Here is a 16,352-nt window from a genome sequence, read left to right as displayed (position 1 = left end):
TGTCTTGGGAAACTTGGGGGTGGTGGCTGGTTCACACCACCCCTCTGTGTCTCTGCTGAGCGACGATACCGAGAAAGATCGGCGGCTCTCTATCCTGCGCATCAATTTGTCTTACGTCCTTCACGAGTCCTCTTCCAGCGCAACAGTCGGACGGTTCGCCAAGCAACTCCTCGTCAACGCTCGTGCGGCTACCCGGGCCACCCGTCGGATCGAAACCTGGACCGATGAACGTTTTCTTCCGACTATCGTGATTCGCGATGAGCGCGTGCTTTGGGACTTCCAGCGCGACGCATCCCCCTTTGTCCTGACCATCGATCTCGGCGCTTCCTCGTTATTGCATCGTGCCCTGCACCTGCTCCTCCCATCGACATACCCGGCAAAAACCCTCTGGTCGGTCGATCGCTGGTCAGCTGAGGCACGGTCGTACTCTTGCACGCTCTTTCGCGCTGAAACGACGGTGGCTCTCCCAGCGTCGTCCGAAATCCCCGCGTGGTTCGCTCTACTCGTCTTCCGCCCGGGTTGGCGCTCGATGTTGCTCGACTTGTCGCGCTTGTCAGCGGCAACTTTCGACCGCGATCTCGTCCGCACGCTCGAGCGCGTCATCCGCGACTACACCGATCAATGGTGGTGCTGGCGACCGTGGTGGCCCGTACCCGCTGAGAAAGCGCTACCCGAGCTGCAGGGGGAACGATGAGTTTGCTTTGGGCACTTCGTATCGGCGCACTTCTCACGCTCATCGTTCCAGCACGACTCGGCTATTGGCTTTGTCGTGTCATCGGCATCGCTGTCTTCCTCTTCCACCCTCGCGCACGACGTGCGGTCTTGGATAACCTTCGCCACGTTTGCCCTCGCTGCTCTCGTCTCTGGCGAACGCACCAAGCCGCGCGAGTCTTCATCACGGCAGTGATGAACTACTACGATCTCGTCCGTATCCGCACGGTGGATCGTCACCGCTTGCGAGAACTCATCGAGGTGCGCGGTTGGAACCACGTCGAAGCAGCGCTGGCTCGACAGCAGGGCGTGATCGTCCTCTCAGCTCATCTCGGTAATTTCAACGTCGTTGCTCAGTATCCGGCCGAACTCGGCCTGGAAGCCGCGATCGTCGTCGAGCGCGTGCAGCCACCCTCACTCTTCGCCTATCTCTGCCGCTTACGAAGCGCCACAGGCGTTCGCGTACTGCCATCCGGACCGGAAGCTGTGCCAGCGATCCTTCGGCTACTGCGTCGGAACGGGATTCTCCTCGTCGCGGGCGACCGCGACGTGACGGGGCACAGTCGTCTCGTTCGCTTCTTCGATGCACCAGCCCGGTTACCGATCGGTCCCATCATGCTCGCGCGACGCACCGGAGCCACGCTTCTACCCGCCTACACGATTCGCCTCTCCCCTCGCCGATCGTTGGTCGTCGTCGACCGACCATTGGATCTCGTCCACACGGATGATCAGGAACACGACCTGCTGGCCAACCTCGAGCTGGTCGCCCGCGCGCTGGAGCGGATGATCCGCACTGACCCCGGCCAGTGGGCCGTGCTCCAGCCGGTGTGGGCGGACGCGTCCCCACGGACTCCACTCGCTGAGGCACTCGGGACTGTGCCGGCGAGCGCTCCCGGAGGCACAACCCTCCAGGCCACCAGCGACTAGCCGACCTGACGTTCGCACAACGAGTGAGCATCTACACTCGTTTCTCACAGTCAAATGCTCAGCGCGGGCGGACGCCTGGACCTATCAGGAAGTAGGGTTACGACTTTGGTAAAATCCAGCGGGTGGGTCAGCGATGGATGGCGGAGCGATGAGCGAGCAACAAATCGGACGCGTCCGTGTCATCAGCATCGAAGAGGAGATGAAGCGCTCGTATCTCGATTACGCGATGAGCGTGATCGTGCAACGAGCGTTGCCAGACGTGCGCGACGGCCTCAAACCAGTCCAGCGGCGCATCTTGTACGGCATGTACGAAATGGGCCTGCGCCCAAATGCCAAGTACCGTAAGAGCGCCGGTATCGTCGGTGAGGTCCTGAAGTCGTATCACCCCCACGGGGACAGTGCGGTCTACGACGCCCTGGTTCGCATGGTCCAGCCATTCACCATGCGGTACCCCTTGATCGACGGGCAGGGTAATTTCGGCTCCGTCGACGGCGATAGTGCCGCCGCGATGCGCTACACTGAGGCGCGCCTCGCTCCGATCGCTGAAGAACTGCTCGCGGACATCGACAAGCAAACGGTCGACTTCGTTCCCAACTATGACGATAGCACGCGCGAACCCTCGGTCCTCCCAGCCCGTCTACCGAACCTTCTCGTCAACGGGGCAAGCGGCATCGCGGTCGGTATGGCCACCAACATTCCCCCACACAATCTCGGCGAGGTCGTCGATGCACTGGTCTACCTCATCGATAACCCTGAAGCGACCGTCGAGGAACTGGTCGAACGATTGCCCGGTCCGGACTTTCCGACTGGAGGAATCATTCTGGGGCGAGAAGGAATTCTGGCCGCCTACGCCACCGGTCGCGGACGCATCGTCGTCCGAGCACGCGCTCACATCGAGGAGACTGGGCGGGGTCGGACCAGCATCATCGTGACCGAGCTACCCTATCAGGTGAACAAGGCTGCGCTCATCGAGCGCATTGCGGAACTCGTCAAGAGCGGGCGCCTGGAGGGAATTCATGATCTGCGCGATGAATCCGACCGCGACGGTATGCGCATCGTCATCGAACTCAAGCGTGACGCACAACCCAAGACTGTGCTCAACAATCTGTTCAAGCATACGCAACTGCAAACCACGTTCGGCGTCAACATGCTCGCACTGGTTGATGGAGTTTTACCGCGTGTCCTGACCCTCAAGCGTCTGCTTCAGCTGTACTTGGAACATCGCCAACAGGTGATCCGGCGGCGTACCGAGTTCGACCTTCGTCAAGCCGAGCGGCGAGCACACGTCTTGGAAGGTCTCAAGATCGCACTGGATCACCTCGACGAGGTCATCAGCACGATCCGGAACGCCCGCTCGGCTGAGGATGCCCGACAGCAGTTGATGGCACGCTTCAACTTGACCGAAATCCAGGCGAATGCCATCCTCGATATGCAACTGCGTCGCCTGGCAGCGCTCGAGCGACAGAAGATCGAGGACGAGTATCGGGAACTTCTCGCGCGGATCGCCGAACTGCGTGCGCTTCTCGCCGACGCGGCGAAGATCTTGGCCGTCGTGCGGAAAGAGCTCCTCGAGCTCAAGGAACGATACGGCGATCCCCGGCGAACTCAGATTCAGGAAGCCAGTAGCGAGATCAGCGACGAAGACTTGGTTCCGCGTGTCGATGTCATCGTGACGCTGACCTCGCGAGGTTATGTGAAGCGGAGCACGAACGGACATTTCCGTGTCCAACATCGTGGTGGCCGGGGCGTGAATGGAATGGCCGTCCGGGACGAAGACTCGATCCAGCACATCGTGCTCGCTAGTACGCATGATTCGCTCCTCTTTTTCACCAACCGTGGTCGCGTCTTCCAGCTGCCAACCTACGAACTTCCCGATGTGGGGCGCAACGCGCGGGGGCTCCCGATCGTCAACTTCCTCAATCTTCAGCCAGGTGAAGAAGTCACGACACTCCTTCCCGTACGGGACTTCTCGACAGCCACGTTTCTGTTCTTCTGCACGCGTCAAGGCCGGGTGAAGCGTGTGCGGCTCGAGGAGTTCTCCAACGTTCGCGCGAGCGGCCTCATCGCCATGTCGTTGGACGCGGGAGACGAACTGGCCTGGGTACGCCCCACGAGCGGCTCGGACGAGGTCATTCTGGTCACCGCTCATGGCCAGGCGATCCGCTTCCCAGAGGACGACGTGCGACCGATGGGCCGCCAGGCTGGCGGAGTGATCGGTGTTCGTTTGGACGAGGGAGACGCCGTCATCGCGGCAGAAGTCGTTCGCCCAGAAGGCGACCTTTTGCTGGTCTCCCAGTACGGCTACGGTAAGCGCACTTCTCTCGACGAATTCCGAACCCAAGGACGCGGTGGATCCGGTGTCATCGCCATGAAGGTCACGCCGCGCACCGGCCACGTCGCTGCCGCGACGGTCGCGCGTGAGGAAGACACCGTTGTTCTGGTCAGTCGGCGCGGACGCATGATCCTCGTGCCGGTTGCACAAATCCCACGCCAAGGTCGGCACACGCAAGGTGTGAGCGTTATGCGACTCCAGGAAGGGGACGAGGTTGCTTCAGTCGCGGTCGGTCTCTGGGGCGAAGCCCTCGCCCCGTCGCGATCGACCCAGGAGGTACTCAGCGGTGACGGTGTTGAGGGAGCGAACTAGCCAGCGACGAACCTGCGGGAAGAAGAGCGCCACCGCGATCAGCGCCTGGCCACTCCACAAGAGGACACCGAGCGGCTGATTCTGCAGCAGCCGTTCGAGTGTTCCATTCGTCCCCAAAAGGCCGAGATAGACGACAGTTCCGCTGATGACGACCCAGGAGGCAGCTCGTGCCGGCACCATGCGCGCCACGAGCGTTACGAGTGCTCCAGCCAAGCACGCGATACTGACTGCGACCGCCAACGCGGGAGTCGTCGCATCGCGTGCCCCTGGCAGGATACCGGTCGGCCCGGCCAGGACGAGCCACAACGCCAGCACCCGAGCCAGCGGGCTCCACAGTGCCCTTCTGCGCTCGACGAGGATCGCCGCCGCGATCATCACGAGGACGAGCGCGAAACCGATCTCTGTCGCCAACAGGAGCGATTGTCCAGCAGAGACTTCCGTCGGGAGGAGCACCCAAGCCTGCACGACGGCGAGGGGCAGCGCCAAGCCGAGCGCGAGAGTCTCGATCAGGCTTGCTGTCCGGAGACGCAACGGCAGGCGGAACAGCGGCGAGGCGACCAGCCCGGTGGCACCGGCCAGCACAGCCAGCACGAGGAGCGCGGTCGTTCGGTTAGGTTGTGTCACGGCCAGCATGGCAGCGAGCGTCGCCACCACGCGTAACGCGATCAGCCAGCCAATATCGAGACGCAGTCCCGGAGGAACCCACCCCTGCCGAATTGGTCGCTGTCCCACCGCCGAGAGTCGTGGCGGCTCCCATCTCGTTTCGGCTCCGTCTGGACTCTCAGTTGGATAATCCATCCGTCCGCTCCTCGGTCCGAACGCAGAGTGTACGATTGCCCACGACTGTAGACGAAGCGGTCGAGGAGGAGCGACGGGTGTCACGGCTCGGGATCTTCGGCGGAACGTTCGACCCTATCCATCATGGGCACCTGATCGTCGCTGAGGTGCTCAAGGAGGAACTCCAGCTCTCCCGTGTCCTCTTCTTGCCAGCCGGGCAGCCACCACACAAGATCGGGCGGCCCATCACCCCGATCGCTCACCGGCTCGCGATGCTCCAACTCGCTCTGCAGGGGAACCCGCATTTCGCGATCTCCTACGTCGATGTTCGCCGCCCCGGTCCCTGCTATACTGTCGACAGCCTCACCCTGCTGCGCCGAGAGTATTCCGATGCGGAACTTGTTTTTCTGATGGGTGAAGACTCGCTCCATGATCTTCCGACCTGGCACGAGCCGAATCGCATCGCTGAGCTGGCACTTCTCGGGGTCGCTCTGCGCCCTGGGATCGAGGTTGATCTCCAGACCATATTTGCTCGCGTACCGGCAGCACGCGATCGGGTCATACTCGTCCCTGTACCGCTCATCCAGATCGCAGCCAGCGACATACGGCGGCGTGTCGCTGAAGGACGAACGATCCGCTATCAGGTTCCGCTCGTCGTCGAGGAATACATCGCTCGGCATGGACTCTACCGGACGGTCGAAGCGATGATGCCAACGATGACGCCGCGAACCTCGGGAGTATAATCCCCGCGGCGTGGTACACCACGCGAGCGGAAGCGAGGAACGCATGCGTATCCGTCCGTGGCAAACGTTGATCGTCATCGTTCTTCTCAGCCTGGCAGCAATCTGGGTCGATCTCCCCGGGCAGCAACTCGACCCGTTCGGGTGGAAGCGCTCGATCACGGTTCGGCTCGGGCTGGATCTCCAAGGCGGCGTCCAGCTCGTCCTGCAGGCACGCCCACCGGCTGGTGTCACGGTGACGCAGGACGTGCTGCAGGGAACGCGAGACACGATCGAACGCCGCGTCAATGGGCTGGGGGTCAGTGAACCAGTCATTCAGACGCGCGGGACCGATCAGATCCTCGTGGAACTCCCTGGCTTCCAAGATCCGGAGCGTGCGGTGCGCGTCCTGCAACGGACTGCTCTGCTGGAAATCATCGATACGAAAGGCGAATTCTTACCGGTTGGCACGATCGTGAACACCACACTTGGCCCAGCTAGCGATGTCGCGCCGACCCCGACAGCGAGCGCGAGTACACCAGCGTCAGCGACTGAGCCTGCGGCTGCGAGCGAGACAGCTGCCGCAACGCCCGGAGCCACCCCGACTCCAGCAGCGACACCGACGCCAACCGGTACGGTTTACGAGACCATCGTCACCGGTGCTGATCTGAAAGACGCCTATCCGACTACCGATCAGTTCGGTAACCTCGTCGTCGGCTTCGAGTTGAAACCTGAAGCAGCTGACCGTTTCTATCAGTACACGAGCACGCATATCGGCCAGCCCATGTCGATCGTCGTCGACAAACAGGTCATCAACACAGCGACCATCAGAGATGCGATCCGCGATCGCGGCATCATCCAGGGTCTGACGGCGCAAGAGGTCCGCGATCTGGCACTCCAGCTGAAGTCCGGTGCCCTCGCTGTGCCGCTCGAAGTCGTCCAGAGCCGAACTGTCGGCCCGACACTCGGCCAAGACTCGATCCGCAAGAGCATCGTTGCTGGGATCGTCGGGCTCGGCTTGGTGGCACTCTTCATGATCTTGTACTACCGACTACCAGGATTCATTTCCGTCATCGCACTACTCTTGTATACGGCCTACGTTTTTGCACTCTTCAAATTGATTCCGGTGGTTCTGACACTTCCGGGCATTGCAGGGTTCATCTTGTCCATCGGTATGGCCGTGGACGCGAACGTGCTGATCTTCGCACGTATCCGCGAAGAGCTCCGCCTCGGCCGCCCAATCGCCCGCGCCATCGAGGAGGGTTTCAATCACGCTTGGCCCTCCATTCGGGACTCCAACATTTCCACGATGATCTCCTGCATGATCTTGTTCTGGTTCGGACGGTACGTCGGTGCCACGATCATTCAAGGGTTCGCCCTGACCCTCTTTATCGGTGTTGCGGTCAGCATGTTCACAGCGATCGTCGTGACTCGTACGCTCCTGCGCCTCTTGTTGACGCGCCATCTGTTCCGCGATGTCCGCTGGTTCGGGATTTCGCCGTCACAGGTCGCGATGGCACCAGCACGCGGTGACTGAGAGGAAACCTCGATGCTCGATCTGGTCGGTAAGCGGTACTACTGGTTTCTCCTCTCGTTGATCGTCATCATTCCCGGCCTCGTCTCGCTCGCCGTGCACGGTCTGCGCTTGAGCATCGATTTCACCGGCGGAACACTCTGGGAAATTCAGCTGAGTCGGCCCGTCCAGCCCGGTGATGTGCGACAGGTTCTCGCCCAAAACGGCATCGATGACGCGATCGTTCAGACAGCCGATAACAATGTCGTTTTGATCCGTATGCGAGAACTCAAAGAGGGTTCCCCGGAAAAGGAGAAGCTGACTCAGGCTCTCCGCGCCTCGTTCGGCGACATCACAGAGCTTCGTCTGGAATCGGTCGGACCGACTCTAGGTACAGCGATCCGGAACCGCGCAATCACCGCCGTTGCGCTGACGACGGTCGGTATCTTGCTCTACATAGCCTGGGCTTTCCGGAACACCAACAATCCTTTCCTCTACGGAATCGCTGCCATCATCGCGATGCTGCACGATGTGGCTGTCGTGCTCGGCGTCTTCTCCATTCTCGGCTGGTTGCGCGGCGTCGAAGTCGATGCTTTGTTCGTCACAGCCTTACTCACGGTGATCGGCTTTTCGGTTCACGATACGATCGTCGTCTTCGACCGGATCCGCGAAAATCTCGCCCGTCGGGCAGCTCCGACTTTCGAGCAGATCGTGAACTACAGCCTGGTGCAGACACTCGTCCGCTCGATCAACACCTCGCTCACGGTCGTGCTGACGCTGCTCGCGCTCTATCTGCTCGGAGGCGAAACGATCCGGACATTCGTGCTCGCCTTGCTGATCGGTATCGTCAGCGGAACGTACTCATCCATTTTCAATGCCAGTCAAATCGTCGTCGTCTGGGAAAACCGGGAACTCCATCGATTGTTCGCTCGCTTGCGTCGCCAACACGCTCCTGCCTGAGGGACACTGCATGCCGACTGCGCTTCGCATCGGGATCATCGGTGGCGGTATCGCAGGCTTGACCGCAGCCTACCGTCTCGCGCGCCAGGGACACCGGATCGTTCTCTGGGAACGACAGCGGCAGCTCGGTGGACAAGCGGCCGCTTTCCCCTTACTCGGGACAGCGCTGGAATACTTCTATCATCACCTCTTCCTGAGCGACCGGGATATCGTCCGTTTGCTCGAAGAACTCGGTTTGGCTGATCGGCTCGTTTGGCTACCCTCTCGGGTCGGCTTCTTCGCCCGCGGACGCATCTATCCGCTCTCGAGTGCGCTCGATGTTCTGCGACTCGGGGTCGTTCCACTGCCCGATCGCCTGCGTATCGGCCTCGTGACTTTCTACCTCCAGCATGTCCGCGATTGGCAACGCTTCGAGTACGTGACCGCGGAACAGTGGCTACGCCGCTGGGTCGGACACCGCGCTTTCGAGCGTGTCTGGGGCGCTCAGCTCCACGCCAAATTCGGTCCGCGCGCCGGGGACGTCGCCATGGCCTGGTTCTGGAACAAAATCTATCTTCGAACGCAGTCTCGGCGATCGCTTTTCGAGCGCGAGCGGCTCGGCTACATTCTCGGCAGTTTCAATGTCCTGATCGATAGTCTCGCCGCAGCGATCCAGGAAGCTGGCGGAGCGATCCACTCGGGAGTCGGGGTCGAGGCGATCGTACGGCATGAGAACAGCTGGCTCGTGCGCGATTCGAGTGGCGCGACCACGCTGGTCGATGTCATCGTGGCCACCGTCCCCAGTCCGCTCGTCGCCAAACTCTTTCCGCAACTTCCTGAGACCTACCGGCACAAGCTGCTCGGTACCACGTACCAAGCAGCCGTCACTCTCCTCCTCCAGTCGCGCCACCGACTCAGCGATATCTACTGGCTGAATATCGGCGATCCCGATCTCCCGTATACCGGCATCATCGAACACACGAACTTGATACCACCGTCCTATTACCAAGGACGTCATCTCATCTACGTGAGCAAATACGTCGAGCAGAGTCATCCTTATCTCGCACTGCGGGATGAGGAGGTTCTCGCGGCTGCACTGCACCACTTGCCGAAAGTGAATCCATCGTTCTCACCCGAGTGGATCGAGGACTACTGGGTTTTTCGAGAGCACGCTGCCCAGCCGATCGTGACCTTGCGCTACAGTGAACAGATCCCGGAGCATCGGACACCGCTACCCGGCGTCTACGTCGCCAATACCGCGCAGATCTATCCGGAGGATCGTGGCACCAACTACAGCGTGCGCCTCGGCAACGTCGTCGCTGCAATGATCGCGGATGACCTGCGTCAGGGCCGGATCGCACCATCCACCAGAGTCAGCGGTTCCTCCGATCGCTAGACGAGAATCGCAATAACCTCCAGCCGTGGGAGCGATAAACCAGCGGTTGACAACGGGCCGGTTTCTCGAGTATGGTGCCCGTTCGGGCTGGGCAGACCGCCAGCGATGGAGCAGTCAGGAGGAAGCGGTGCAACGATGAAGTACGTCGTGACCCCGAATGGGAAAAAACTCGTGACCTTGATACCTGGCGACGGCATCGGACCGGAGATCGTGGAGAGTGCTTGCCGACTCATCGAGGCGGTTGGTGCACCGATCGAGTGGGAAGTCCGCCGGGCCGGTGCGAGCGTCTTCCGAGAAGGGATCGCGAGCGGTGTACCCGACGACACGATCGAGTCGATCAAGCGCACCCGGGTGGTCCTGAAGGGACCACTGGAAACACCGGTCGGCTATGGCGAGAAGAGTGCCAATGTGACGTTGCGCAAGCTCTTCGAGGCATTCGCGAATGTCCGCCCGGTGCGCGAACTCCCCTCGGTTCCCACACCCTACCGCGGACGTAACATCGATCTCGTCGTCGTTCGCGAGAATATCGAAGATCTCTACGCTGCTATCGAATATCGCGAAACTCCTGGAGTGACCATCGCCCATAAGCTGATATCCTATAAAGGGAGCGAAAAGATCATCCGCTTTGCCTTCGAACTCGCCCGCGCAGAAGGCAGGAAGAAGGTTACCTGCGCGACCAAGTCCAATATTTTGAAACTGACCGAAGGATGGTTTCAGCACATTTTCGAGGAAATCGCTTCCGAGTACCCGGACATCGAAGCCAACCACCTCATCATCGATAACTGTGCACACCAACTCGTCAAAGCTCCTGAGCAGTTCGAGGTCATCGTCACGACCAATCTGAATGGTGATATCATCTCCGATCTCGCCTCGGGTCTGGTCGGCGGGCTCGGCTTCGCCGCCTCAGGAAATTACGGCCACGAGGTAGCCATTTTCGAACCTGTGCACGGCACAGCACCGAAATATGCTGGGAAGAACGTCATCAATCCTACCGCCATGATCCTCACTGCGGTGATGATGTTGCGCTACATCGACGAGTTCGAGACAGCGGAGACGATCGAGCAAGCCCTCATCGTCACGCTCGAAGAAGGGAAAGCGCTCACCCGCGATGTCGTCGGCGACGAGCGAGCCGTTTCGACGACGGCCTTCACCGATGCGATCATCGCCAATCTCGGCCGTCGTTCCGCAACGTGGAAGACACGTCCTTACCAGCCGATTCGTATTCCTGCACAGCGCCCGGAACTCGATCCAGTTCGTCCCAGTCGACGCCGTGTGGTGGGCGTCGACCTCATCGTCGAGGGAACCGAACCACCCCAGATCTTGGGGCCTAATCTCGAGCGCCTGATCGACGATCTCCCGCTACGGCTTCACCTCATTTCGAGTCGTGGCCTTCAGGTCTATCCTGACGTCGGCACCACCATCGATTACGTCGATCACTGGCGCTGCCGATTCCTGAGCCACGACGGGGAGGTCTCCACAGCAACGGTCACTGCCCTGCTCGAACGACTGAGCGCTCGCTATCGTTGGAGCCGGGTCCAGCTGCTGCACGAGTTCGATGGGGAGCCTGGTTTCACCCGTGCCCAGGGCGAGGATTGAGAGAGGTACGGCACTGTGCAGGTAACAAACGCTTCCTCGCGCCCGCTCGTCGGCATCATCATGGGCTCACGATCCGACTGGGAGACGATGAGTCACGCTGCCAGCACGCTCGATCACCTGAATATTCCGTACGAGGTTCGTGTCGTGTCAGCGCACCGGACTCCGGACCTCATGTTCGAGTATGCGGCGACAGCCGAAGCACGCGGGATCGAGGTCATCATCGCCGGAGCTGGGGGCGCCGCCCATCTGCCCGGGATGACCGCCGCCAAGACTGTCGTACCGGTTCTCGGCGTGCCGGTGCAGACCCACACGCTGCACGGACTCGATTCGCTGCTTTCGATTGTCCAGATGCCTGCCGGAGTACCGGTCGGCACACTCGCCATCGGTCGCGCCGGTGCAGTCAATGCTGCGCTCCTGGCAGCAGCTATTCTCGGGACGAAGTACCCCGAGATCCGCGAGCGTCTTCGCCGTTTCCGAGACGAACAAACGCGCGCAGTTCTGGAGAACCCTGACCCGCGACAGGCACCGTGAAGGAGCGACCGATGCGCATCGGCATTCTCGGCGGAGGGCAACTCGGGCGAATGCTGGCGCTCGCCGGTTATCCGCTCGGTCTGCACTTTCGCGGTCTCGATCCAGCTCCCGAGGCCCCGCTCGGTCACGTCGCCGAACTGCTCGTGGCCTCCTACGACGACCGCCTTGCCCTCGAGCAGTTTGCAACCGGGTTGGACTACGTCACGTATGAATTCGAGAACGTCCCGGGCACGACGGCCGAATTCCTGGCGACACGGCTGCCGGTTCTGCCGCCACCAGTGGCCCTGTTCCGTGCTCAAGACCGGCTGGAAGAAAAGCAACTGTTCGAATCGTGTGGTATTCCCGTCCCTCGTTACGCGCCGATCTCGTCGCCCGAGGACTTCGGCCCGGCCATCGAAACTGTACCGTTTCCAGCTGTTCTCAAGACGCGACGCTTCGGTTACGACGGGCATGGGCAAAAACGCGTGCGCCAGCCTGCAGAACTCCCGCGAGCCTGGGAAGAGCTGGGTCGTGTCTCCTGCCTGCTCGAGGAGTTCGTACCGTTCGACTACGAAGTCTCGCTCCTTGGGGCGCGTTCACGCACCGGTGAAATCGCGTTCTACCCACTCGTCGAAAATCGCCATACCGAAGGCATTCTCGCGCTCTCACGCGCACCGGCCCCACGTGCGAACCGCACCCTACAAGAGCAAGCCGAACGCTCAGTGGCAGCTCTCCTTGAAGAACTGTCTTACGTCGGCATCCTGGCCGTCGAGTTCTTCGTCGTCGGCGAGACGCTCCTGGCCAACGAAATGGCACCTCGCGTGCATAACAGTGGCCACTGGACGATCGAAGGAGCGGAAACGAGTCAGTTCGAGCAGCACCTGCGCGCTATCCTGGGATGGCCCCTCGGCTCGACGGCGATGCGCGGCTACGCGGCGATGATCAATCTGCTCGGTTCCCTACCACCGATCGAGTCGCTCCTCGCGATTCCCAATGTGCACGTGCACCTCTACGGGAAAACCCCGCGACCGCGTCGAAAACTGGGTCATGTCACGATCCGGGCCGAGAGCCCCGAAGAACGGGATGAACTGGTTCGCCTCGTCCTTTCGATCGTTGAATTCCCTCAACCCGTCACGATCTAGCAAAACAGGTGGGGCTGAGTGTAGTCTCAGCCCCACCACTCGTTTCACGATCTCATTGCCAGGCAGGTGTCCGCAAGACAGCACCCTGCGAGGCAGAGCTAACGAGCGCAGCGTAGCGCGCGAAGACCCCATTCGTGAACCGTGGTGCTGGCGGCGACCAGCGCGAACGCCGTTCGGCGAGTTCCGTCTCTGACACCTCGAGATCGATCCGCCGCTTCTCCACGTCGATCACGATGGTGTCACCATCCTGGACGAAGGCGATCGGTCCACCCACCGGCGCTTCGGGTGCTACATGGCCGATCATGAGTCCCTTGGTACCGCCTGAGAACCGGCCATCGGTGACCAGCGCGACATGCGGACCGAGCCCCTCACCCACGATCGCTGCCGTGATCCCCAGCATTTCCCGCATGCCCGGACCACCCTTGGGCCCCTCGTACCGAATGACCACCACATCGCCTGGCTTGATCTGCTGGTTGAGGACCGCTTGCATCGCTTGCTCTTCGGCGTCGAAGACGCGAGCCGTTCCGCGGAAGTACATCTGCTCTGTGCCGGCGACTTTCAGAACAGCACCCTCGGGAGCGAGCGATCCACGCAGGATAACCAGACCACCATGCGGTTTCAACGGAGCGGACGGATGATAGACGACCGGCTGACCAGGAGCCTCCTGAGCATCAGCGACTGCCTCGGCCAGGGTCTCACCCGTCACCAAACGAGCATCCCCATCGACGAGTCCAGCCTCGAGGAGTCGCTTCACCACGAGCTTGGTCCCGCCAGCCTTATAGAGGCTCCATGCCACGTATTTACCCCACGGTTTGAGATCAGCGATGATCGGCGTTCGCTGGCTGATCTCATCGAACTCGTCGATGCTCAGCGGAATACCCAACTCGTGCGCGATCGCCAGGAGGTGCAAAACCGCGTTGGTCGACCCGCCCGTTGCAGCCACTGCAGCGATCGCGTTACGCAGCGAGGTCTTGGTCAAGAAATCGCGCGGCGTTCGGTTCGCCCGGACGACCTCCATGAAGCGACGGCCAGCCTCGCGGGTTGCTGAAGCCTTCTCCGGCGCGATCGCTGGTATCGCGTTGTAGCCCATCGGCGACAAGCCCATCACTTCGAGTGCCATCGCCATCGTGTTCGCCGTATATTGCCCACCACAGGCTCCCGGTCCCGGGATCGCGCGTCGCTCGATCTCCTGCAGCTCCTCCAGCGTGATCTTTCCGGCCGCGTAAGCCCCTACCGCTTCAAAGACCTCCACGATCGTGAGTTCGCGATCACGCCAGTGCCCGGGAGCGATCGAGCCTCCGTACAACACCATGGCAGGAACCCCAGCACGAATCACCCCCATCGCCCCTCCTGGAATCGTCTTGTCACAGGAGACGATAGCGACCAGGGCATCGAACTGGTACCCATACGCCATGAGTTCGATCGAGTCAGCGATCACCTCGCGACTGATCAGCGAGGCCTTCATCGCTTCGGTTCCCATCGAGATGGCATCGTTCACCGCGATCGTGTTGAACTCGACTGGTACACCGCCAGCCTCGCGGATACCCTCGCGCAAGTGCTGGGCGAGTTCCCGCAGGTGGTAATTACACGGCATCGCATCGGTCCACGTATTGGCGATCGCGACGATCGGTTTGTCGAAGTCCTCGTCGCGAAAACCGACTGCTCGCAGCATGGCGCGGGCCGGTGCTCGATCGATCCCGTGCGTGATCCGCTCACTGCGCATCGCTTTCTCGACTCCTCTCCCATCAGTCCCTCGACTACAGCCCGCATTGTACCGCGAGCGTTTCGCGAAGCGGTTTGTCAGGAATGCCAATGATGTCTACCATCAGCGCGAGGGTGATGGCACCCATCGACTGGGGAGGGGGCTCTTGTGGATCGACCGCCGATGGTTTGCCTCGTCGTCCTGGACGGCTGGGCGATCGGCCCGGACTATCCCGGCAATGCGATCCGGGCTGCCCACACGCCGGTCATGGATCGTCTCCAAGCAACCTATCCGATGACGACACTCCGCTGCTGGGGTCGGGACGTCGGCCTGCCCGATGACCAGATGGGAAACTCTGAGGTCGGACACCTCAATCTGGGTGCCGGGCGCATCGTCTATCAACTCATTACGCGTATCGATCTTGCGATCGAGGACGGTTCATTCTTCCAGAATGAGGCATTCCAGCGAGCACTCGACCGCGCGCGCCAGCCGGGACGCACGCTCCATCTCATGGGCTTGATCGGTGATGGTGGCGTGCACAGCCATCAACGGCACCTTCTGGCCCTGTTGGAACTCGCTGCTCGTGCTGGGATTTCCCGTGTCGCCGTCCATGCCTTTACCGACGGTCGGGATACCGCTCCGACGAGCGGTATCGAACACCTGCGCGAGCTACTCGCCGCGCTGGATCGCCTCCGCACCGGTTTCGTCGCTACCGTGAGCGGTCGCTATTATGCGATGGACCGGGACAAGCGCTGGGAGCGGACCAAGCTCGCCTACGACGCCATCGTCTGTGGGCTCGGCCAAACCGCGCGCTCGCCCCTCGAAGCGATCGAGCGAAGCTACGCACAGGGTATAACCGACGAGTTCATCGTCCCAACGGTCATCGTCGATGCAGAAGGAAAGCCGCTCGCGACCATCAACGACGGGGATGCGGTCATCTTCTTCAATTTTCGCGCTGACCGCGCCCGGCAGCTCACGCAAGCGCTCACTGATGCCGGCGGCTTCACTGCTTTCCCACGCTGTCGATGGCCTCGTGATCTCCTCATGGTGACGATGGCCGAGTACGAACCCCACTTTCCTGTGCTCGTCGCCTTCGCCCCTGATATCGTCCGCGTTCCCCTCGCTCGAGTACTCTCCGATGTTGGACTCCGGCAGTTCCACACCGCCGAGACGGAGAAATACGCGCATGTGACGTATTTCTTCAACGGCGGCCGCGAAGAACCATTCCCCGGCGAGGATCGGCTCCTCGTCCCCTCACCCAAAGTACCCACCTACGACCTCAAGCCGGAAATGAGTGCTCCCGAAGTGACCGATGCTGCGGTCCAGGCGATCGTTTCGCAACGCTACGCCTTCGTCCTCGTCAACTACGCCAATCCCGATATGGTCGGGCACACGGGTGTCTTCGCGGCCGCAGTCGCTGCGGTGGAGTGTGTCGACCGTTGTCTTGGACGCATCGAGCAGGCCGTGCGTTCGGTCAACGGCTATCTTGTCGTCACGGCTGACCACGGAAATGCCGACGAGATGCTGGTTCCTGGAACCAACGAGGTTTGGACGGCGCATACGAAGAATCCGGTACCATTCATCCTCGTCGCACCGAACCATTCGCCATTTCGCTCGGTGGCTCTGCGGACCGGTGGGCGCCTAGCCGATGTCGCGCCGACGATCCTCGAGATCATGGGCCTTCCCCAACCGGAGGAAATGACCGGCCGGAGTTTGATCGTCGCACCATCCGTCGGCAGGTGATCGGCGCGGGCTCGCTTCGCGTTGGTGAGCACC

Annotated in this window: 13 protein-coding genes; 11 read left to right on the top strand and 2 right to left on the bottom strand. The window is 61.3% G+C overall.

Annotated elements, in window-relative coordinates; translation table 11 throughout:
• The first annotated feature begins 22 nt into the window (after nt 1-22).
• From TRD_RS02995 to gyrA, 3 genes are all read left to right on the top strand, one after another.
• Entirely contained in the window at nt 23-694 is a 672-nt protein-coding gene (locus tag TRD_RS02995) for a hypothetical protein (protein ID WP_143714611.1), read from the top strand.
• Nucleotides 691-1,638 carry a lysophospholipid acyltransferase family protein gene (locus TRD_RS02990; protein ID WP_012642049.1) on the top strand — a complete coding sequence of 316 codons (948 nt, stop codon included), beginning with the start codon at nt 691-693 and terminating at the stop codon, nt 1,636-1,638. The genes TRD_RS02995 and TRD_RS02990 overlap by 4 nt, the downstream gene beginning before the upstream one ends.
• A gap of 148 nt (nt 1,639-1,786) precedes the next feature.
• Nucleotides 1,787-4,282 (top strand): DNA gyrase subunit A, encoded by a 2,496-nt coding sequence (gene gyrA / locus TRD_RS02985; protein WP_143714610.1) that lies wholly within the window; start codon nt 1,787-1,789, stop codon nt 4,280-4,282.
• Here gyrA and TRD_RS02980 read toward each other — a convergent pair.
• On the bottom strand, nt 4,190-5,080 hold the full coding sequence (locus TRD_RS02980; protein WP_041435937.1) for a hypothetical protein: 891 nt from the start codon (nt 5,078-5,080) through the stop codon (nt 4,190-4,192). The genes gyrA and TRD_RS02980 overlap by 93 nt on opposite strands.
• A gap of 77 nt (nt 5,081-5,157) precedes the next feature.
• On the opposite strand from TRD_RS02980, the gene nadD reads away from it, so the two are divergent.
• From nadD to TRD_RS02945, 7 genes are all read left to right on the top strand, one after another.
• On the top strand, nt 5,158-5,802 hold the full coding sequence (gene nadD / locus TRD_RS02975; RefSeq protein WP_012642047.1) for a nicotinate-nucleotide adenylyltransferase: 645 nt from the start codon (nt 5,158-5,160) through the stop codon (nt 5,800-5,802).
• Between the two features lie 43 nt (nt 5,803-5,845).
• Nucleotides 5,846-7,315 (top strand): protein translocase subunit SecD, encoded by a 1,470-nt coding sequence (gene secD / locus TRD_RS02970; RefSeq protein WP_012642046.1) that lies wholly within the window; start codon nt 5,846-5,848, stop codon nt 7,313-7,315.
• Between the two features lie 12 nt (nt 7,316-7,327).
• Entirely contained in the window at nt 7,328-8,251 is a 924-nt protein-coding gene (secF, locus tag TRD_RS02965; RefSeq protein ID WP_012642045.1) for a protein translocase subunit SecF, read from the top strand.
• A 10-nt stretch (nt 8,252-8,261) separates the two neighbouring features.
• Entirely contained in the window at nt 8,262-9,626 is a 1,365-nt protein-coding gene (locus tag TRD_RS02960) for an NAD(P)/FAD-dependent oxidoreductase (RefSeq protein ID WP_012642044.1), read from the top strand.
• A 105-nt stretch (nt 9,627-9,731) separates the two neighbouring features.
• On the top strand, nt 9,732-11,222 hold the full coding sequence (locus TRD_RS02955; protein WP_012642043.1) for an NADP-dependent isocitrate dehydrogenase: 1,491 nt from the start codon (nt 9,732-9,734) through the stop codon (nt 11,220-11,222).
• 60 nt (nt 11,223-11,282) lie between these two features.
• Nucleotides 11,283-11,753 (top strand): 5-(carboxyamino)imidazole ribonucleotide mutase, encoded by a 471-nt coding sequence (gene purE / locus TRD_RS02950; protein WP_041436415.1) that lies wholly within the window; start codon nt 11,283-11,285, stop codon nt 11,751-11,753.
• 11 nt (nt 11,754-11,764) lie between these two features.
• Nucleotides 11,765-12,874: a 5-(carboxyamino)imidazole ribonucleotide synthase gene (locus TRD_RS02945; RefSeq protein WP_012642041.1), complete on the top strand. Its 1,110-nt coding sequence runs from the start codon at nt 11,765-11,767 to the stop codon at nt 12,872-12,874.
• 52 nt (nt 12,875-12,926) lie between these two features.
• On the opposite strand, the gene ilvD is transcribed toward TRD_RS02945, so the two are convergent.
• Nucleotides 12,927-14,597 carry a dihydroxy-acid dehydratase gene (gene ilvD / locus TRD_RS02940; RefSeq protein WP_012642040.1) on the bottom strand — a complete coding sequence of 557 codons (1,671 nt, stop codon included), beginning with the start codon at nt 14,595-14,597 and terminating at the stop codon, nt 12,927-12,929.
• A gap of 147 nt (nt 14,598-14,744) precedes the next feature.
• Here ilvD and gpmI point away from each other — a divergent pair, with 147 nt between their 5' ends.
• Nucleotides 14,745-16,319 (top strand): 2,3-bisphosphoglycerate-independent phosphoglycerate mutase, encoded by a 1,575-nt coding sequence (gpmI, locus tag TRD_RS02935; RefSeq protein WP_012642039.1) that lies wholly within the window; start codon nt 14,745-14,747, stop codon nt 16,317-16,319.
• Nucleotides 16,320-16,352 lie beyond the last annotated feature (33 nt).

This window comes from Thermomicrobium roseum DSM 5159, assembly GCF_000021685.1.
Classification (GTDB): Bacteria; Chloroflexota; Chloroflexia; order Thermomicrobiales; family Thermomicrobiaceae; genus Thermomicrobium; species Thermomicrobium roseum.
This window is presented reverse-complemented; position numbering and strand designations above follow the sequence as displayed.

What these genes read in the sequence shown, in the direction of transcription:
- TRD_RS02990 (WP_012642049.1), top strand. Translation starts at nt 691, where the DNA reads ATGAGTTTGCTTTGGGCACTTCGTATCGGCGCACTTCTCACGCTCATC.
- gyrA (WP_143714610.1), top strand. Translation starts at nt 1,787, where the DNA reads ATGAGCGAGCAACAAATCGGACGCGTCCGTGTCATCAGCATCGAAGAG.
- TRD_RS02980 (WP_041435937.1), bottom strand. Translation starts at nt 5,080, where the DNA reads ATGGATTATCCAACTGAGAGTCCAGACGGAGCCGAAACGAGATGGGAG.
- secD (WP_012642046.1), top strand. Translation starts at nt 5,846, where the DNA reads ATGCGTATCCGTCCGTGGCAAACGTTGATCGTCATCGTTCTTCTCAGC.
- secF (WP_012642045.1), top strand. Translation starts at nt 7,328, where the DNA reads ATGCTCGATCTGGTCGGTAAGCGGTACTACTGGTTTCTCCTCTCGTTG.
- TRD_RS02960 (WP_012642044.1), top strand. Translation starts at nt 8,262, where the DNA reads ATGCCGACTGCGCTTCGCATCGGGATCATCGGTGGCGGTATCGCAGGC.
- TRD_RS02955 (WP_012642043.1), top strand. Translation starts at nt 9,732, where the DNA reads ATGGAGCAGTCAGGAGGAAGCGGTGCAACGATGAAGTACGTCGTGACC.
- purE (WP_041436415.1), top strand. Translation starts at nt 11,283, where the DNA reads ATGGGCTCACGATCCGACTGGGAGACGATGAGTCACGCTGCCAGCACG.
- TRD_RS02945 (WP_012642041.1), top strand. Translation starts at nt 11,765, where the DNA reads ATGCGCATCGGCATTCTCGGCGGAGGGCAACTCGGGCGAATGCTGGCG.
- ilvD (WP_012642040.1), bottom strand. Translation starts at nt 14,597, where the DNA reads ATGCGCAGTGAGCGGATCACGCACGGGATCGATCGAGCACCGGCCCGC.